The organism is Cryobacterium tepidiphilum (genome assembly GCF_003716325.1).
Taxonomy (GTDB): domain Bacteria; phylum Actinomycetota; class Actinomycetes; order Actinomycetales; family Microbacteriaceae; genus Cryobacterium; species Cryobacterium tepidiphilum.
Genome location: NZ_RDSR01000028.1, coordinates 20,748 through 37,303 on the forward strand (window position 1 = coordinate 20,748; position 16,556 = coordinate 37,303).

General features: G+C 71.7%; 19 protein-coding genes. 7 read left to right on the top strand and 12 right to left on the bottom strand.

Annotated elements, in window-relative coordinates:
* Positions 1 to 8: 8 nt before the first annotated feature.
* Both EEJ31_RS14195 and EEJ31_RS13285 read left to right on the top strand, forming a co-directional pair.
* Entirely contained in the window at positions 9 to 311 is a 303-nt protein-coding gene (locus EEJ31_RS14195; protein ID WP_233563907.1) for a hypothetical protein, read from the top strand.
* A gap of 50 nt (positions 312 to 361) precedes the next feature.
* On the top strand, positions 362 to 1,390 hold the full coding sequence (locus tag EEJ31_RS13285; RefSeq protein WP_233563908.1) for a DNA-3-methyladenine glycosylase family protein: 1,029 nt from the start codon (positions 362 to 364) through the stop codon (positions 1,388 to 1,390).
* On the opposite strand, the gene EEJ31_RS13290 is transcribed toward EEJ31_RS13285, so the two are convergent.
* Genes EEJ31_RS13290 through EEJ31_RS13300 form a run of 3 tightly spaced genes read right to left on the bottom strand, consistent with a single transcriptional unit; the run spans position 1,347 to position 3,366 of the window.
* A complete protein-coding gene (locus tag EEJ31_RS13290; RefSeq protein WP_123046768.1) occupies positions 1,347 to 2,495 on the bottom strand; it encodes a UDP-N-acetylmuramate dehydrogenase in 1,149 nt (382 codons plus the stop codon). The two genes, EEJ31_RS13285 and EEJ31_RS13290, sit on opposite strands and share 44 nt — an antisense overlap.
* Positions 2,492 to 2,923: a MaoC family dehydratase gene (locus EEJ31_RS13295; protein ID WP_123046769.1), complete on the bottom strand. Its 432-nt coding sequence runs from the start codon at positions 2,921 to 2,923 to the stop codon at positions 2,492 to 2,494. Before EEJ31_RS13295 ends, EEJ31_RS13290 begins: the two co-directional genes overlap by 4 nt.
* Positions 2,920 to 3,366: an FAS1-like dehydratase domain-containing protein gene (locus EEJ31_RS13300; protein WP_123046770.1), complete on the bottom strand. Its 447-nt coding sequence runs from the start codon at positions 3,364 to 3,366 to the stop codon at positions 2,920 to 2,922. The genes EEJ31_RS13295 and EEJ31_RS13300 overlap by 4 nt, the downstream gene beginning before the upstream one ends.
* A 233-nt stretch (positions 3,367 to 3,599) precedes the next feature.
* Between EEJ31_RS13300 and EEJ31_RS13305 the strand changes: the two genes are divergently transcribed.
* Positions 3,600 to 4,055, top strand: coding sequence for a GNAT family N-acetyltransferase (locus EEJ31_RS13305; RefSeq protein WP_158603964.1), 456 nt, complete (start codon positions 3,600 to 3,602; stop codon positions 4,053 to 4,055).
* 101 nt (positions 4,056 to 4,156) lie between these two features.
* On the opposite strand, the gene EEJ31_RS13310 is transcribed toward EEJ31_RS13305, so the two are convergent.
* The gene (locus tag EEJ31_RS13310) at positions 4,157 to 5,599 is read right to left on the bottom strand and encodes a S8 family serine peptidase (RefSeq protein ID WP_233563909.1); all 1,443 of its coding nucleotides are present in this window, start codon (positions 5,597 to 5,599) and stop codon (positions 4,157 to 4,159) included.
* A 243-nt stretch (positions 5,600 to 5,842) separates the two neighbouring features.
* Here EEJ31_RS13310 and EEJ31_RS13315 point away from each other — a divergent pair, with 243 nt between their 5' ends.
* Positions 5,843 to 6,616 carry an SGNH/GDSL hydrolase family protein gene (locus tag EEJ31_RS13315; protein WP_123046773.1) on the top strand — a complete coding sequence of 258 codons (774 nt, stop codon included), beginning with the start codon at positions 5,843 to 5,845 and terminating at the stop codon, positions 6,614 to 6,616.
* Positions 6,617 to 6,676: 60 nt separating this feature from the next.
* Here the strand turns inward: EEJ31_RS13315 and EEJ31_RS14035 are convergent, their stop codons facing one another.
* Entirely contained in the window at positions 6,677 to 6,841 is a 165-nt protein-coding gene (locus EEJ31_RS14035) for a DUF2207 domain-containing protein (RefSeq protein ID WP_148040189.1), read from the bottom strand.
* A gap of 105 nt (positions 6,842 to 6,946) precedes the next feature.
* Positions 6,947 to 7,678 (bottom strand): HAD family hydrolase, encoded by a 732-nt coding sequence (locus tag EEJ31_RS13320; protein WP_123046774.1) that lies wholly within the window; start codon positions 7,676 to 7,678, stop codon positions 6,947 to 6,949.
* Positions 7,679 to 7,787: 109 nt separating this feature from the next.
* Between EEJ31_RS13320 and EEJ31_RS13325 the strand changes: the two genes are divergently transcribed.
* A complete protein-coding gene (locus tag EEJ31_RS13325) occupies positions 7,788 to 8,525 on the top strand; it encodes a histidine phosphatase family protein (RefSeq protein WP_123046775.1) in 738 nt (245 codons plus the stop codon).
* On the top strand, positions 8,509 to 9,393 hold the full coding sequence (locus EEJ31_RS13330; RefSeq protein ID WP_123046776.1) for an NAD(P)H-hydrate dehydratase: 885 nt from the start codon (positions 8,509 to 8,511) through the stop codon (positions 9,391 to 9,393). Before EEJ31_RS13325 ends, EEJ31_RS13330 begins: the two co-directional genes overlap by 17 nt.
* A gap of 41 nt (positions 9,394 to 9,434) precedes the next feature.
* Here the strand turns inward: EEJ31_RS13330 and EEJ31_RS13335 are convergent, their stop codons facing one another.
* The 6 genes from EEJ31_RS13335 to EEJ31_RS13360 form a co-directional block, all read right to left on the bottom strand.
* Positions 9,435 to 10,952: an aldehyde dehydrogenase (NADP(+)) gene (locus EEJ31_RS13335; protein WP_123046777.1), complete on the bottom strand. Its 1,518-nt coding sequence runs from the start codon at positions 10,950 to 10,952 to the stop codon at positions 9,435 to 9,437.
* A gap of 10 nt (positions 10,953 to 10,962) precedes the next feature.
* Positions 10,963 to 11,964, bottom strand: a complete 1,002-nt coding sequence (locus EEJ31_RS13340) for a proline racemase family protein (RefSeq protein ID WP_123046778.1) — start codon at positions 11,962 to 11,964, stop codon at positions 10,963 to 10,965.
* A gap of 146 nt (positions 11,965 to 12,110) precedes the next feature.
* Complete coding sequence (locus EEJ31_RS13345) at positions 12,111 to 13,028, bottom strand: dihydrodipicolinate synthase family protein (protein ID WP_123046779.1); 918 nt, start codon at positions 13,026 to 13,028, stop codon at positions 12,111 to 12,113.
* Positions 13,025 to 14,485 carry an FAD/NAD(P)-dependent oxidoreductase gene (locus tag EEJ31_RS13350; RefSeq protein ID WP_123046780.1) on the bottom strand — a complete coding sequence of 487 codons (1,461 nt, stop codon included), beginning with the start codon at positions 14,483 to 14,485 and terminating at the stop codon, positions 13,025 to 13,027. The genes EEJ31_RS13345 and EEJ31_RS13350 overlap by 4 nt, the downstream gene beginning before the upstream one ends.
* Positions 14,482 to 14,817 carry a (2Fe-2S)-binding protein gene (locus EEJ31_RS13355; protein WP_123046781.1) on the bottom strand — a complete coding sequence of 112 codons (336 nt, stop codon included), beginning with the start codon at positions 14,815 to 14,817 and terminating at the stop codon, positions 14,482 to 14,484. The genes EEJ31_RS13350 and EEJ31_RS13355 overlap by 4 nt, the downstream gene beginning before the upstream one ends.
* Entirely contained in the window at positions 14,817 to 16,001 is a 1,185-nt protein-coding gene (locus EEJ31_RS13360) for an NAD(P)/FAD-dependent oxidoreductase (RefSeq protein ID WP_123046782.1), read from the bottom strand. Before EEJ31_RS13360 ends, EEJ31_RS13355 begins: the two co-directional genes overlap by 1 nt.
* Positions 16,002 to 16,373: 372 nt before the next feature.
* On the opposite strand from EEJ31_RS13360, the gene EEJ31_RS13365 reads away from it, so the two are divergent.
* On the top strand, positions 16,374 to 16,556 hold a 183-nt coding region (locus EEJ31_RS13365), incomplete at its 3' end, for a hypothetical protein (protein WP_148040190.1).

Sequence of the window (16,556 nt, forward strand, 5' to 3'; positions counted from 1 at the left end):
GACTCATCATGACTGACCAGACCTCCCCCACGCCCGAATCGAGCACGGGCACCACGCCGACCGTTCCGCCAGCAGGCGCAACCGCTTACCGCCCGGGATTCCCCACGGCATCCGCTTACGAGCGTCGCGGGCCCCGCTTCGGCACCATCTTCTGGGGCGTCGTGCTGCTCGTGTTCGCGGCTTTCATGGCCGTCTGGACGCTGCAGCCCACCCACCTCGACCCCACGCTCTGGCTGTTGGGCAGTGTCATCGCGCTCGGCCTGCTGCTCGTGGTCGCCGGCATCGCCGCCGCTTTCCGCCGCCAGGACTAGGCGTGCTCGGACGCCCGGTCGGCGGCCCTCCGGCACGAGAGGATGGACCGGTGAGCACGAACGACGGACAGGCGCCCGAGCACGCGAGGACGGCGCCCCGGCTGCCCGTCGACGTGGACCTGCCGGTGCGGGAGCCGTTCGACGCCCGCGGGGTCTTCGGGTTCCTCGCCGTTCGAGCGGTGGAGGGCGTGGAGGCTGCAGATCTCTCCGACGAACGCCAGTTGCGATACGCGCGCACGCTCACGCTGCCCGGCGGTCCTGGCGCGATCGAGGTCACGGCCGCCCGGGTGAACGAGTCCGACTGGCGCGTGCGAGCGCGGCTTGAGCTCACGCGCGACGCCGACGCGGCATCCGCTTTGGCTCTCATCCGGCGGATGCTGGACCTCGACGCCGACCCGGCCGCGATCGACGCGGCGCTGGCCGGCGATCCCGCGCTCGCCCCGCTCGTGGCGCGAACCCCTGGCATCCGGGTGCCAGGCGCCGTCGACCCGCACGAGCTCGTGGTGCGCGCACTGGTCGGACAGCAGATCTCCGTTGCCGCGGCTCGCACCCACCTGGGCCGCCTGGCAGCGCAGGTGGGGTCCCCCTACGAGTCGGGCATCCCCGGCCTCGACCGGCTCTTCCCCGCACCCGCCCAGATCGCAGCGCTGCCCGAACCGGCACCGGGCCAGGCCCTCGACCCCGACCGGCCGCTCCGGCTGCCCGGCCAGTCGATCCGGTCGGTCGTCGGTACCGCCCGCGCCCTGGCCGACGGAGAGCTCGTCGTGCACCACAACGCCGACCCCGCTGCCATGCGCGCGCAACTCCTGGCCCGCCCGGGCATCGGGCCGTGGACGGCGGCCTACATCGCCATGCGAGTGCTGCACGACCCCGACGCCTGGCTCATCGGCGACGTGGCCCTGCTGGCCGGCGCACGCGCGGTCGGCGTCGTGCACGACGGCCTGCACAAGGCGCAGGGTCACCGCGCTCTCGCCGAGCGCGCAGCCGCGTGGGCGCCGTGGCGCTCCTACGCGGCCATGCACCTGTGGCAGGCGGCTACAGCGTCAGGCCCACGAGCACCGGCTCGGGCTGCAGGATGATGCCGAACTCAGCCGCCACCCGGCCCTGAACGAAGCGCGCGAGCTGGCCGACCTCATCCGCTGTGGCGCCACCGGTGTTGGTGAGGGCCAGCGTGTGCTTGCTCGAGATGGCGGCGCGTGACCCGGGCAGGCGGAAGCCGCGGGCGATGCCGGCCGCCTCGATGAGCCAGGCGGCGCTCAGCTTCACCAGCATCGGGTTGTCGGCACCCGGCACCGGCCCGACGCCGGCGTATTCCTCCAGCGGAATGACCCGGTCGGGCAGCTCCCGGCCGAGCGGCCAGCGCGGGGCCGACGCGGGCAGGGCGCGGGCGAAACCCTCGGTGACGATGGGGTTGGTGAAGAACGATCCGGCGCTCCAGGTGTCGGAGTCGGCGGCGTCGAGCACCATGCCCTTCGACGCGCGGAGGGCGAGCACGCTCTGCCGTACGTCGGCCAGCGGTACCCGGTCGCCCTGCTGCACGCCGAGGGCACCGGCGAGCTGCGGGTAGGCGACCGGTTCGCCGAGCGGCGTTCCGTCAGCGGATGCGAGAGCTTCGCGCAGCTGCAGCTCGACCGCGACGACCACTCCGCGCAGCCCCTGCTTGAGCGCGGACGTGCGATACCCCAGGGCGAGCTCGGCGGCCTCCATGCGACGCAGCTCGCCGGACTCCTCCTCGAGGAAGTCGATGGCGACGAGACTCGAGGCGAGCTCCTGCCCGTAAGCGCCGATGTTCTGCACGGGGGCGGCACCGACGGAGCCGGGAATCCCGGAGAGCGCCTCGATGCCCGACCAGCCCTGCTCCACGGCGTGGGCGACCAGGCCGTCCCACGATTCGCCGGCCTGCACGCGCAGCCGCACCGCGGCATCCGTCGCCCCATCGGCAGGCAGCCGCTCGATGCCCTGCGTCACCACGCGGATGACCGTGCCGTCGAAGCCCTCGTCGGCGGCGACGGTGTTCGACCCGCCGCCCAGCAGCATCCACTCGCCGCCGTCGGCCCAGACGGCGAGCGCGGCATCCACGAGCCCCTGCTCACTGCCGGGCTCGAGCATGGCCGCGGGAACGCCGCCGACCCGCATGGTGGTCAGCTCACTCAGGGCGACGGGCGTCACGCTGGAATTCGTCATCGGGCGAGGTCGACCTGCGCCTGCGCCTTGCCGAGCACGGTCTGCCCGGCGGCGCTCGCGGTGAGGTCGATGCGTGCGGTGCGCGCGTCGGCGTCGAGCTGGCCGACCTTCGCGACGACGGTCACGAGGGCGCCGGTTTCGGGGTCGACCACGACCGGGCGGGTGAACCGCACCTGGTAGTCCACGACCCGCGCCGGGTCGCCCGCCCAGGCCACGACCGGCTGCACGGCAAGCCCCATGGTGAGCATGCCGTGGGCGAGCACGCCGGGCAGGCCGACGGATGCCGCGACGTCGTCTCGGTAATGGATCGGGTTGAAGTCACCGGAGGCGCCGGCGTAGCGCACGAGCGAATCGCGCGTGAGCGGGAAGGTCGCCTCGGCGACCACATCGCCGACGGACACGGAGCTGAGGTCAGGTGCCTGGGTCATTCGTCTCCCCTGACGACGAGGGTGGAGGTGGCGGTGACGACGTGGGCGCCCTCGGAGTCGACGATGCTCGTCTGGGCGGTGACCATCGAGTGGGCGCCGAGGCTCTTGACGGCAGCGACCGTGAGCGTTGCGGTGAGCTCGTCGCCGGCGACGATGGCGCGGGTGAAGCTGAAGCGCTGGTCGCCGTGCACGACGCGGCTGAAGTCGATGCCCGTGCCGGGTTCCGCGAGAAGCTGGGCGAGCGCCGCCTCCTGCACCACCACGGCGAACGTCGGCGGTGCGACGACGTCGGCGTGACCAGCGGCGCGAGCCGCCTCGGCGTCGAGGTTGATCGGGTCGGTCGCGAAGACGGCGCGGGAGAACTCGCGCACCTTCTCGCGCCCGACCAGGTACGGTGCGGTCGGCGGGAAGACCCGCCCCTGGATTTCGGGGTTAACTGCCACCCCCCGAGTCTACGGCCCGCCCGGGACACGGCCCCCACCCCCCCGCCCTCCGCCCGCTGTCCGCGTCCCCCTCACCGTCCCGTCCCCCTCACCGTCCCGTCCCCCTCGCCCGCCGTGCGAGGGGTCAGCTTTACCTAGTGCAAGCGCCCCCTCACTAGGAAAAGCTGGCCCCTCACGGGGATGCGGACCTGGGGCGAGAGGGCGACCGGGTGCGAACTGGCAGAATGGGACGAGTGAAAATCGTGCGCGTCCGGCTCGGCGACCCGGAGGTCGCTCCCCTACTGGCCGGTCTCCGGCTCGAGTACGAGGTGCGCTACGGCCCCGGTGACGCGGCCGACGACGTGCCCGCCGCCGAGTTCGACCCGCCGAGCGGCGCCTTCGTGGTGCTGCGCGACGGCGACACGACCGTCGCTGGCGGCGGCATCCGTCGTTTCGACGACGCGACCGCCGAGGTCAAGCGGATGTGGACGAACCCCGCGTACCGCAGGCAGGGCCACGCCCTCACCGTGCTCGCCGAGCTGGAGTCGATCGCCAGCGGACTCGGCTATCGGCGCGTGCGCCTGGAGACCGGGTACGCTCAGCCCGAGGCTCTGGCGATGTACCGCCGCCTGGGGTTCGTGGAGATCGGCAACTACGGCCACTACGAGAGCGCCATCGGCTTCGAACGGACCCTGATCGCCGACCTCTGACCGACAACGAATGCCGCGCCTCATCCCAGGGCTCGCGCCTCTAGACGTGCGTGGGGCGCGCCGGCTGCTGCCGACGCGCCCCACGGCATCCGTTCGTCAGGTCAGCTGACGGCCTCGAGGGCGTCGACCAGGCCGTCGCCGAAGAAGCCGTTGTCCTCGGTGGTGCCGGTGCACGCCGTCGCGGCCGCCGGGCACGGCACGTCGTTGGCCTGGGCGGCGATGACGTCGCCGAGCGCCGGTCCGCTGAGTTCCGGATGCGCCGACTTCAGCAAGGCGGCGACACCCGCGACATGCGGGGAGGCCATCGACGTGCCGGAGTAGTAGGCGTAACCGCTGCCGGCGACGGTGGACAGGATCCGCGAGCCGGGCGCTGCGACGTCGATGATGCCCAGCCCGTAGTTCGAGAAGCTGGAGCGCTCGCCGGCCTGCGTCGTGGACGCCACGGTCACCACCCCGTCAAGCTCGGCCGGGAGGTCGGTGCAGTCGGCGTTGATCGGGCGCGTGGCCGGCGTCGTGTCGTCAGGGCTTGTGGTGTCGACGGTCTTGTTCGCGAGGTCGGTGTTCTCGTTGCCGGCGGCGGCGACGTTCAGCACGCCGTGCTCCTGCGAGTACTGCACGGCCCGGTCCACGGCCGTCTTCACGGCCGCCTGGTCGGCGTCGTCATCGCACCAGTACATCCACGGGTCGATGTAGTAGCTGTTGTTGGTGACGTCGGCGCCGGTGGCTGTCGCATACATGAAGCCGCAGATCGCGGCCTCCGGGTAGATGAACCCGTCGTCGTTGACCACCTTCACCGCCGAGACGCGCACGTTCGGCGCGACGCCGACGATGCCGACGCCGTTGCGCGCCGCCGCGATCGTGCCGGCGACGTGGGTGCCGTGCGAGCTCGTGGTGGGCTGCCAGGAGTCATAGCTGGTGTCGGGCACTCCGGAGAGGCAGCTGGCCGAGGCGCTGGTGTCGATGTTCGCCTCCAGATCGGGGTGGTCGCCCTGGATCCCCGAGTCGAGCACGGCGACGAGCACGCTCCGGTCGCCGTCGGTGACCTCGTGCGCCTTGTCGGCGCCGATCGCCGTCATGTCCCACTGCAGGCTTTCGCCGGGGTCCGCGGCGACCGTTCCGAGGGCCTCGACGCCGGCATCCTTCGTCTTCGCCGTGCTCTTGTCGGCCGGGTGGTTGCCCGATTCGCCGTGGGCCAGCGGGTCATTCACGCCGAACGTGGGGTCGTCCGCCGTCACCGGGGCGGTGCGGGTGGCCCCAACGGAGAGCACGCCCTGCTGCGCGGCGACGGAGTCGGCGAACGCAGCGTTGTCGGACTGCGCGATCACCACGCCGATCTCGGCGTAAGACTCGATGACCGTGCCGCCGGCCGCTTCCACCGCCCGCTCGACCTTGAGCGTCTGGCCGCGGTTGGCCTGGGTGGCGTTCACCGCGTAGTTCATGAGCGGGCCCGCCACCGGCTCGGCGACCGCGACGCGTTCCGGTGCGGCAGGCGCAGCGGATGCGACGCCGGGAACGAGGACGGTCGCGCTGAAAGCCGCCGTCACGGCGATGCCCGCTGCCAGGCCGCGTCCTCTCGTTCGTGTCCTCGTGCTCGTCTTTGTGCTCGTAGGAAGGTTGAACATCGTTCTCCTGATCTTCGGCGGCTCCGTGGAGCCGGTTCGTGCTCGTAAGGCTACGAACCCCCTGAACGAGGCACCAGTCGACCGTTAGGAGGACACGAGCGGATGCCGCCCGTGCGCCAAAGACGAGCGTTGGCGAGACGGATGCCGTGGGTGCAGACTTGCAGGATGTTCACGCGCTACGTCGCCCTGGGAGACAGCTTCACCGAGGGCGTCGGCGACGACCTCCCCGACGGGCAGGTGCGCGGCTGGGCCGACCTCGTGGCGCTCGGCCTCGCAACGGCGGCCGGCGCACCGGTGGATTACGCGAACTTCGCTATCCGCGGCAAGCTGCTCGGCCCGATCGTGAACGAGCAGCTGGAACCGGCCCTCGCCCTGCGCCCCGACCTCATCAGCATCTGCGGCGGCGGCAATGACCTCATGCGCCCGAAGGTGGAGTTGTCGTACGTCATCGGCCTGCTCGAGCGGGTCGTCGACCGCGCGCGCGAGGAGGGAGCGCATGTGCTCCTGCTCAGCGGGCCCAACCCGTCACGCCACCTCCCGCTCGGCGGCCTGCTGCAGCGACGAGGCGACCAGATGGCCGCCGCCGGCCGCGCCCTCTTCAGCCGGCCGGACATCACCCTCGTGAACAATTGGACGGACGCCGAGCTCGCCTCCAGTGGTTACTGGTCACCCGACAAGCTGCACCTGAACGCCCGCGGGCACACGCGGGTGGCGTCGAATGTGCTCACGGCGCTCGGCGTGCCGGTTCCCGGCGAATGGCGCGCGGATGCTGCGGGCCAGGCCCCGGCGAACGAGCAGGTTCAGGGTGGCGGGCAGTACTACCGCACCTACGTGTTGCCGTGGATCGGGCGCCGGCTCACCGGGCGCTCCTCGGGCGATGGACGCCCGCCGAAGCGGCCCGTACCGGAGCCGGTCGAGCCCCTCGGAACCGCCCCCTGACGTGCGGGAGGGCCGCACGACGAATCGCGCGGCCCTCCCCCGAAGGCGGTGGTGCGGGAGCTAGACGCCCCGGCGTCCGGACAGCATCCGGACCAGGAACAGGATCACGGCGATGATCGCGAGCACGATGCCGATCCAGAGCAGGAAGTGCAGGGAGGATCCCAATCCGCCGGTGATCAACAGGATGACGGCAACAACGGCGATGATGATGAGCAAGAGGTTCATTGTCGGACCTTTCTTCGTGTGAGGGATTGCCCCTACGTTGCTGACGCTACTCCGCAATCGGTGTGCGACAAGGGGCTGCGCCCCGACCCGATCTCGGGTAACGGCTCAGCCGCTGATCGTCTGGTTGGTCCCGCTCCCCCACAGCGCAGCGAGCGGCGAGCTGTCGAGGGCACCGAGGAGCGCCTCGGCATCCTCGTAGACGGCGACCGCACCGGCGTCGCGCAGTGCCGCCTCACCGGTGCCCCCGCTCAGCACCGCCACGCACGGAATGCCGGCCCGCTTGCTGGCCTCGACGTCCCACACGGCGTCGCCGACCATGACCGCCTGCCCGGTGGAGATGCCGGCCTTGTCGACCGCGACCTGGAGGATGTCGGGTGCCGGTTTGGCCTCGCCCACGTCGCCGGCGGAGGTGACCACCGAGATGGACTCGTCGCAGTCGAGCGCCTGAAGCAGGGTCTGGAGTTCGGTGGGCGACGCGGAGGTGGCCAGCACGACCTGCACGCCGTGGGCCGCCACGGCTCGGAGCAGCTCCCTGGCTCCGGCGAAGGGGCGCTCGAGCGAGGCGGTCTCGGCCAGGTAGGTGCTGTGCAGGTGCCGCAGCTCGTCGCCGAACCGCGCCGCGGCATCCTCACCGATAAGAGCCGGCAACAGCTTGTCGGAACCCATGCCGATGGCCCGGTGGATGCGCCACGAGTCGACCGGATGCCCGACGGCCGTGAACGCGCGGTTCCACGCCTCCACGTGCAGGTAGTTCGAATCGATGAGCGTGCCGTCGATGTCGAAGAGAACGGCGGGCGCCCGGCGCTCGCCCCCCGCGTGCTCGTTGTCCTGTGCCATATCGTCAGGCTACGCCGCAGCCGACGTGCGGCACAGGCATGCACACCGGTGGCCGCGGCCGGACGATCCCGCTCGTTGCGGCGGCGCAGACCGGTTGTATGTTCGGGTCATGGGGCTGACATCGTTGCTGCTGGTGCGTCACGGCGAGAGCTCGGCGAACGTCGCCGCGACCGCCGCCGAGCGTACCGGCGCCGAGGTCATCGACCTGTCGCACCGCGACGCGGACGTTCCGCTCACCGATACCGGCCAGAGCCAGGCGGTCGCGGTCGGCGACTGGCTCCGGTCGCTGCCCGACGACCGCTTTCCCACCTCGGTCCTGTCGTCGCCGTACCGGCGCGCGGCGAGCACCGCCCAGATCGCGCTCGAAAACCAGCGCGTCGCGCTTCCGGTGCAGACCGACGAGCGGCTGCGCGACCGGGAGCTCGGCATCATCGACGGCCTGACCACCACCGGCGTGGAAACGCGCCTGCCGCAGGAGGCCGCCCGCCGCCGGCACCTCGGCAAGTTCTACTACCGGCCGCCCGGCGGCGAATCGTGGGCAGATGTCGCCCTGCGGGTGCGCTCGCTGTTCCGCGACGTCGACCACCCGGCGTACGGCGAGCGGATGCTCGTGGTCAGCCACGACGCGGTCATCACCCTGGTGCGCTACCTCTGTGAGCACCTCACCGAAACGGATGTGCTGGCCCTGGCGCGCGCCACGCCCCTGCTGAACGCGTCGGTCAGCATTCTCGACCGGCGGGACGACGGCTCGTGGGCCGTCAGCGACTACAACTCGGTGGCGCACCTGGAGCAGTCGGAGACGCCCGTCACGGCCCACACCGGGAACCGCGATGCCTTCCCGCACTGAGACCCTCACGCCCGCGCTGCTGCGGGAGTGGGCCCTGCCTCGCGGGGCGGACTCGAAGTATGCGCGCGGCACGGTGCTCGTGATCGGCGGCGCCCGCCAGACGCCGGGCGCCGCCCTGCTGGCCGGCACGGCCGCACTGCGCGTGGGCGCCGGGCGGCTGTCGATGGCGGTCGCCGAGTCGGTGGCCGTGCCGCTGGCGATCGCCGTCCCGGAGTCGGGAGTGACCGGCCTCGCCGAGACCGGGGACGGCTCGGTGCGCGGTGACGACGCCGGGCGGCTGGCCGAGAACCTCGCGGGCGCGAAGGCGGTCGTGGTGGGGTCGGGGCTCGACGACGGCGACGAGGCGGAGAGGCTCGTGCGCACCCTGCTCGGGATCGTCGGCCCTGATACCGCCGTGCTGCTCGACGCGTATGCCCTCGGGGTTGTGCCGCGCCTCGCCGACGAGCTCGCGCCCTGGCACGGGCGCCTCGTGCTGACCCCCAACAAGGGCGAGGCGTCACGCCTGCTGGGGCGGGACGTCCGTGACGACGGTGAGGCCTTCGCCGACGACCTCGCCGAGACGGCGGAGCGCTACGGGGCGGTGGTGACCTGCTTCGGCACGATCGCCGCACCCGGCGGGCAGCGGTGGCGGGCGGACTCGGGGCAGGGCGGGCTCGGGACCTCCGGGAGCGGCGACGTGCTCGCCGGCGCGATCGGCGGCCTCCTCGCCCGCGGCGCCTCGCCCGAGCAGGCGGCCTGCTGGGGTACGCACCTGCACGCCGCAGCCGGCGACCGCCTCACGGCGCGCGTGGGACCGACCGGGTACCTCGCCCGTGAGCTCGTCGACGGGCTGCCGGAAGTGCTGGCCGAGCTGGGCCAGCACGCCTGAACCGGGCTCGCGTCCGTCGAAACGGACAGGTCGGGCGCCGCTCAGGAGGCGGCGGAACCCCAGTCGCTCGACTCGCCGGCCGCCGCGCGCTGCTGCGGCACGCCCCACGGGTTGTCGTCCCGCAGCGGCGCGGGCAGCAGGCTCTGCGGCGCGCCCTGGTAGGTCACTGCCCGCATGAAGCGCGAGATCGCGGCGGTGCCGACGGAGGTGCCGGCGTCATTGCTCGTCGCCGGGTACGGTCCGCCGTGTTGCATCGCGGGCGTCACCGCCACGCCTGTCGGCCATCCGCCGAAGAGCACCCGGCCGGTGTGGCCTTCCAGCCAGCGCACGAGCGAACGGAGCGCCTCGGAGTCTTCGCCGGAGCCGGCGTGCACCGTGCCGGTGAGGTTGCCCTCGAACAGGTCGTCGGCCACGGGCGCGAGTTCGTCCTCGTCGGTGTACTCCACGACGATCGCGAGCGGGCCGAAGGCCTCATCGAGGAGGTTCTCGCGGTGCTTCTCGAGCTGGTCGGCGGTGACACTGACAATAGTCGGAGTCGCCCAGGCCTGGCCCTCGTCGTCGAAACGCAGGGTGCCCTCCGCGAGCACTGTGATGCCGCGAGTGCTGAGGATGGCGTCGCGGCGCTGGGCGTACCCGCGCGCGATGCCGGGGTACAGCATCCGGTGCTCGGGCACCTTCTGGGCCTCGCTCGTGATGATCTCGCCGAGCCCGTGCTCGGCGGGCAGGAACAGGAACCCGGGCTTGGTGCAGAGCTGCCCGGCCGAGCCGGCGACGCTCGTGACGAAGCCGGTCGCGATGGCGTCGGACTCCTCGGCGAGGCCCGCGGGCGTGACGAACGCGGGGTTGACGCTGCCGAGTTCCCCATAGAACGGGATCGGCGCGTGCCGTGCCGCCGCGATGTCGGCGAGGATGCGGCCGGCCTTGATCGAGCCGGTGAAGCTGCCCGCCTTGATCCGCTCGTCCTTCAGCAGGGTCACGCCGGCGTCCCGGCCGAAGATCACCTGCAGTGTGCCCGCCGGCGCCCCTGCGGACTCGAGTGCCTCGGCGACGACCTCGGTGGTGCGCTCGGAGAGACGCGGGTGGCCCTGGTGCGCCTTGACGACCACGGGGCAGCCGGCAGCGAGCGCGGCCGCGGTGTCTCCGCCGGCGATGGAGAACGCGAACGGAAAGTTGCTCGCCGCGAAGTTGAGCACCGGACCGACGGGCACGAGGAAGCGGCGGAGGTCGGGACGCGGGCCGAGCACGAAGTCGGGGTCGGCCTCGTCGATGCGCACATCGAGGTAGCCGCCGTCGACGACGACGTCGGCGAAGAGGCGCAGCTGCACCGCGGTGCGCTTGAGTTCGCCGGTGAGGCGCGCCGTCGACAGGCCGGTCTCGTCGGCGGCGATCCCGATGAGCTCGTCGGCGTTGCCCTGCAGGGCGTCGGCGGCGGCGACCAGGGCGGCCGCGCGCTCGCGGGGCGAGGTCTGCGACCAGCCGGCCGCGGCATCCGTTGCCCGCTGGGCGACAGTGTCGAGCTCCTCGATCGTGGTGTCGGCGGTCGTGGCGGTGTCAGTCATATGGTGCTCCTTAGAACTGGAATCCGGCGGGGAACGGGTCGGACGGGTCGAGCAGGTACTGGCCGATGCCGGTGACCCAGGCGCGCCCGGTCACGGTGGGGATCACGGCGGGAATGCCCTCGACGGTGGTCTCTTCGACCAGCCGCCCGACGAATCGGGAGCCGATGAACGACTCGTTGATGAAATCCTGGCCCAGGCCCAGCTCGCCGCGCGCCCACAACTCGGCCATGCGTGCGGAGGTTCCGGTGCCGCACGGCGAGCGGTCGAACCAGCCGGGGTAGATGGCCATGGCATGCCGGGAGTGCTGCGCGGTCGAGCCGGGGGCGATGAACTCGACGTGGTGGCAGTGATCGACGCCCTCGATCAGCGGATGCCGCGGCGGGTCGGTCTGGTTGATCGCCTCCATGATGGCGAGGCCGGCCTGCAGGATCTCCTGCTGGTTCTCGCGGTCGAACGGCAGGCCCACCGCGTCGAGGTCGACCATCGCGTAGAAGTTGCCGCCGAACGCGAGGCTGTATGGCACCGTGCCGTAGCCGGGCACCTCCACCTCGGCGTCGAGCCGCACGCTGTACGAGGGCACGTTCTCGATCGTGACGGAGTCGGCGTGCCCGTCGGTGACGGCGACGCGGGCGATGACGAGGCCGGCGGGTGTGTCAAGGCGGATCGTCGTCACGGGCTCCTCGACCTGCACCATGCCGGTCTCGACGAGCACGGTCGCGACGCCGATGGTGCCGTGCCCGCACATGGGCAGGCAGCCAGACACCTCAATGTAGACGACGCCCCAGTCGGCGTCTGGCCGGGTGGACGGCTGCAGAATCGCGCCGCTCATGGCGGCGTGCCCGCGCGGCTCGTTCATGAGCAGCAGACGGATGTCGTCAAGGTGCTCCATGAAGTACAGCCGCTTGTCGTTCATGGTCGCGCCGGGGATCACGCCCACACCACCGGTGACCACGCGCGTCGGCATCCCCTCCGTGTGGGAGTCGACGGCGGTGAACATCCGTTTCGAACGCATAGGGCAATCCTCTCAGTAACTCATGGGCGCCGCCTGACCGCGGCGTGGCCCGGGCGCACTTTCGCGTTCCGCGGGCCGAACGCCGCTGCGCGGGCTGAATTCAGCCCGCGCAGCGGCGTTCAACCCGCGCAGTTGCAGGAGGCGAGCTAGCCGCGGGTGGCGATGTAGTCGAGCGCGCGCTTGGTGTCGGCGCGCACCTGGGCGTCCTGCTCGGGGTTCAGCGGCCCGCGCGGCGGGCGGGTGGGGCCGCCGTAGCTGCCGCCGGCGAGGTCGACCGAGAGCTTGATGGCCTGCACGAACTCGGTCTTCGAGTCCCAGCGGAACACCGGCACGAGCTCGGTGTAGAGCTCGAGTGCCTCCTCGATGTGGCCGTCCTTGACGAGCGTGTAGATCTCCACGGCCTCGCGCGGGAAGGCGTTGGGGTAGCCCGCGAACCAGCCGGTCGCGCCGGCGACGAGGGACTCGAAGAGTAGGTCGTCGGCGCCGCAGATGACGTCGATGTCGCACAGCTCCTTGATCTCGAGTACGCGGCGCACGTCGCCGGAGAACTCCTTGATCGCGACGACCTCGGGGATCTCGGCGAGCTTGGCCACGAGGCTCGGCACGAGGTCGACCTTGGTGTCGAACGGGTTATTGTAGGCCATGATCGGCAGGCCCACTTCGGCCACGCGCTTGAAGTGCTCGATGACCTCCGACTCGTTCGCCCGGTAGATCGTCGGCGGCAGCAGGAGCACGCCGTCGGCGCCGTCGTCCTTCGCGTTCTGCGCCCACTGCTGCGCCTGGTGCCAGCCGACACCGTGCACGCCGGCGACCACGAGCCCGCGCCCGCCGACGGCCTCGACCGCGGTCTGCACGACCTTGCGGCGCTCGTCGTCGGTGAGGGAAGAGTACTCGCCGAGCGATCCGTTCGGGCCGACACCGCGGCATCCGTTGCTGATCAGCCAGTCGCAGTGTGCCGCGAACTTGTCGTAGTCGACGGCGAGGCCGGCGGGCGCCGACGCGTCTTCCGTGAAGGCGAGGGTGGTGGCGACGATGACGCCGCCGAGGTCGAATGTCTGGCTCATGGGGTTCCTTCTATCGATGGGGATGGGGTGGATGTGGTTGGGAGCGCGGTGGTGGGCGCCGCGGCGAGTTCGCCGAGACGGATCGTGCCGGCGATCGGCCGACGGTCGGTGCTCACGGGATCGCCGAGGAGCCCGTCGGGCTGGCAGCCGGCGAGCAGCGTTTCGACGCTCCGCCCGCAGACGCGGCCCTGGCAGATGCCGAGGCCGGCCCGGGTGCTGAGCTTGAGCGCCCGCAGCGACCGCGACCCGGTGCTCGAGACCGTTTGTCGCAGCTGCCCGTAGGTCACTTCCTCGCACCGGCAGACGATCGTGTCGTCGGTGACCACGGCGGGCCAGCCCGAGCGGATGCCGTGGGCCGCGTCGAGCCGCTCGGCGAACCGGGTGAAGGTGGTGCGGCGGCGCACCGGGCGCTGCAGTTCGGCATCGGTGAGGGTGCCGCCGGCAGCGACGTGCCCGGCGATGGTGCCCTCGGCCAGCGCGAGGTCCGCCCCGCCGATGCCGGTGACCTCGCCCGCCGCATAAACGCCGGGCACGCTGGTTTCCTGGCCCGCGTCGACCTCGACGAAGCGGTCGGCGGTGAGCGCACAACCGGCCGCGATGGCGAGCTCGAGACGCGGTGTGAAGCCGTGGCTCACGCACACCGCGTCGACCTCGATGCGCTGCTCGGTGCCCGGGATCGGCGTCCAGTCGGGGGCGACGGCGGCGATCGTGACCGCCTCGACGCGGTCGGTGCCGTGGGCGCCGACGACCATGCGGCCCAGCCGGTACGGGATGCGGTGGCGGAGGTGCCCGGAGACGTAGCCGGCGAGCTCGCCGCCCTTGCTCACCGCGCCGGACAACTGCCATGGCTTCGGCAGCCACCCGCGCACGAGCGCCGGAACGCGGTTCGCCTCGAAGACGCCGACCACGCGCGACCCGGTGGCCGCGAGGGAGGCCGCGACGGGGAGCAGGAACGGGCCCGCTCCGGCGACAACGACGCGCTCGCCCACCGCGAGGCGTTCGCTCTTGGCCAGGGCCTGCGCCGCGCCGCCCGTGAACACGCCGGGCAGGTCCCAGCCCGGGAACGGAAGGGTGCGGTCGTGCGCTCCGGTCGCGACCACGATCGCGTCGGGGCGCAGCACGAGCCGATCGCGGCCGGCGCCGTCGGCCTCGCCGACGACGATATGCACCTCGGCGGGGCCCGAGCCGCGCGTCTCGATCGCGAACACGCTCGCCTGACGCAGGATGCGGCATCCGTCGTCGAATTCGAGGGTCTCGGCGAGATCGCGGAAGGTGTCCCAGCCGTGGTGCAGCACGCGCTCGTTCGATGCCGGGCGGGAAGCGGGCAGGTGGCGCCAGAACTGGCCGCCGAGTTCGTCGGCCGCGTCGAGCAGGGTGACGGATGCGCCGCGGGCGCGCGCCGCGCGGGCTGCGGCAAGCCCGGCGGGGCCGGCTCCGATCACGAGCACGGCGGTCATGCGTGGTCTCCCTCGGGCGCCTCGGGCAGTGGGTCGTATTGGGTGCGCACCACGTCGCCGTCGGCGGCGCGGCGCTGGCAGGAGCGCACGTCACGCTGCCCGTTCACTTCGACGAGGCAGTCGTAGCAGACGCCGATACCGCAGAAGACACCGCGGGGCCCGCCGTGCACCGAGGTGCGGCGGAGGGCGAGGGTGCCGCCGGCCAGGATGACGCCGGCCAGGCTCTGACCCCGGATGCCCGTCACCGGTTCGCCGTCGACGTCGATCGTGAGCGGGGTCGACGGCCCCGGACGCACGGGGTCGTCGCCCGCGGCCAGCAGACGCGGGGCCATCAGGCGGCCTGCTCGAGGTGGGGGGCGAGCGAGTCGCGCGCCGGTGAAAAGGGTGCCGCGTCGAGCCGGGTCGGGCGACCCTGCATGAGGTCGCGGATCATCTCGGCGGTGGCGAGGCTCAGGCCGATGCCCGCGCCCTCGTGGCCGGCGGCGTGCCAGAGGCCGGGCAGGCGCGGGTCCTCACCGATGACGGGCAGATGGTCGGGCATGAACGGCCGGAATCCTCCATAGGTGCGCATGACGGCGGCGCCGGCGAGGAACGGGAACAGGCGGAGCGCCTTGGCGGCGATGCCCGCGAGGGCGTCGACCTGCAACCGGCAGTCGAAGCCGATCTGCTGCCGTGACGAGCCGATGAGCACGGTGCCGCCCGCCGTGGACTCGATCACGCTCGACGTCTGCAGTGCACTGTCGTTCGACCCCACCGCGCCCACGTAGTCGGCGTCGTAGACCTTGTGGAAGATGCGATGCCGCATGCGGGAGGTGACGAGGAGCTCGCCGCGGCGCGGCAACACGGGGAGTACGAGGCCGAACGAGGCGGCAACCTCGCCCGACCAGGGGCCGGCGGCGATGAGCACGCGCGCGGCGCGGAGCTCGCCGGCCGCCGTGGTCACTCCCACAAGGGCGCCGGCCGAGTCGCGCAGGACCCCCGTGACGGGAGTGTTCTCGATGAGCCGGGCGCCGTGGCGTCGGGCTGACGCCATGAGCGCCTCGGTGGCGATCGTCGGCTGCACCTGGGAGTCCTCGGGATAGAAAACGGCGGCGCGGAAGTCAGGGGCGAGGTCGGGCTCGAGGCTGAGAGCTTCTGCCCTGTCGAGAACCCGGGCGTCGACCCCGGCCGACCGCTGGCCGGCGGCGAAGGCGAGCAGCGGCGCGGCTCCGGCATCCGTTGTGGCGACGACGAGACCGCCCTTCGGGTCGTATTCGACCGACGGGAAGTCCGGCCCGAGCTCGGTGCGCAGGTCGACCGCCGCCTGCGTCCACAGGGTGGCCGCGTACTGCGCGAGTTCGAGCTCGCGGCCGGGCCCCTTGTCGGAGACGAGGAGGTTTCCCTCACACGCGGATGACGTGCCGCCGGCGGTGGTGCCACGGTCGATGACGGTGACGTCGAAGCCGGCCATCGCGAGGGCGCGAGCGCAGGCGGCGCCAACGATTCCCGCTCCCACGATGATCACGTCGTTGGTCATGCCGTCCGCCTTCGGATGCTGGAGTTTGTGCTGGTCGCGCTGCTGTTCGGGCGGCCATGTGGCGCTGCCCTCACAGCAATAATATATTACATACCATAGCGGATGCCGCGGCTCATTGTCAGCCCTTTCGTCATCTTTGCGAGCCCCTGCTTCAACCGGGCCGTCCTCGTCGTTCCCCTCGGGCCGCCGGCGGCGGGCCGGGACATCCTTCCGCGAGTGAGCAGTTTCTGCGGGAACAACCGCGTCGACAACGGATGCGACGAAAAACGTCTTCAACTTTGCGTGAACTTCTCTCGCATTCTTCTTCTATTCTTGCTACACTTGAGGCATGTTCACCAACGTAGGTTTGTTCTCGGAGAGGTTTCGGGTGCGATGACGCTCCTGGCCTCGGATCCCGACGTCGATCAGCCCGATGAGGTTGATCCGATCCGGGTGGTGGAGGCCACGACCGCGACGCTGCTGGAGACGGTGCCGGTGGGGACGGCCGGCGGGTTGAACGACGAGCAGGCGCTGCGCTTCGCGGGGGCGGTCGAGAAGCTGGGCCGGCTGGTGGAC

Bases quoted from the DNA above. Each gene is read 5' to 3' on its own strand.
- EEJ31_RS14195 (WP_233563907.1), top strand. From the start codon at position 9: ATGACTGACCAGACCTCCCCCACGCCCGAATCGAGCACGGGCACCACG.
- EEJ31_RS13290 (WP_123046768.1), bottom strand. From the start codon at position 2,495: ATGACGAATTCCAGCGTGACGCCCGTCGCCCTGAGTGAGCTGACCACC.
- EEJ31_RS13295 (WP_123046769.1), bottom strand. From the start codon at position 2,923: ATGACCCAGGCACCTGACCTCAGCTCCGTGTCCGTCGGCGATGTGGTC.
- EEJ31_RS13315 (WP_123046773.1), top strand. From the start codon at position 5,843: ATGTTCACGCGCTACGTCGCCCTGGGAGACAGCTTCACCGAGGGCGTC.
- EEJ31_RS14035 (WP_148040189.1), bottom strand. From the start codon at position 6,841: ATGAACCTCTTGCTCATCATCATCGCCGTTGTTGCCGTCATCCTGTTG.
- EEJ31_RS13320 (WP_123046774.1), bottom strand. From the start codon at position 7,678: ATGGCACAGGACAACGAGCACGCGGGGGGCGAGCGCCGGGCGCCCGCC.
- EEJ31_RS13325 (WP_123046775.1), top strand. From the start codon at position 7,788: ATGGGGCTGACATCGTTGCTGCTGGTGCGTCACGGCGAGAGCTCGGCG.
- EEJ31_RS13330 (WP_123046776.1), top strand. From the start codon at position 8,509: ATGCCTTCCCGCACTGAGACCCTCACGCCCGCGCTGCTGCGGGAGTGG.
- EEJ31_RS13335 (WP_123046777.1), bottom strand. From the start codon at position 10,952: ATGACTGACACCGCCACGACCGCCGACACCACGATCGAGGAGCTCGAC.
- EEJ31_RS13340 (WP_123046778.1), bottom strand. From the start codon at position 11,964: ATGCGTTCGAAACGGATGTTCACCGCCGTCGACTCCCACACGGAGGGG.
- EEJ31_RS13345 (WP_123046779.1), bottom strand. From the start codon at position 13,028: ATGAGCCAGACATTCGACCTCGGCGGCGTCATCGTCGCCACCACCCTC.
- EEJ31_RS13350 (WP_123046780.1), bottom strand. From the start codon at position 14,485: ATGACCGCCGTGCTCGTGATCGGAGCCGGCCCCGCCGGGCTTGCCGCA.
- EEJ31_RS13355 (WP_123046781.1), bottom strand. From the start codon at position 14,817: ATGGCCCCGCGTCTGCTGGCCGCGGGCGACGACCCCGTGCGTCCGGGG.
- EEJ31_RS13360 (WP_123046782.1), bottom strand. From the start codon at position 16,001: ATGACCAACGACGTGATCATCGTGGGAGCGGGAATCGTTGGCGCCGCC.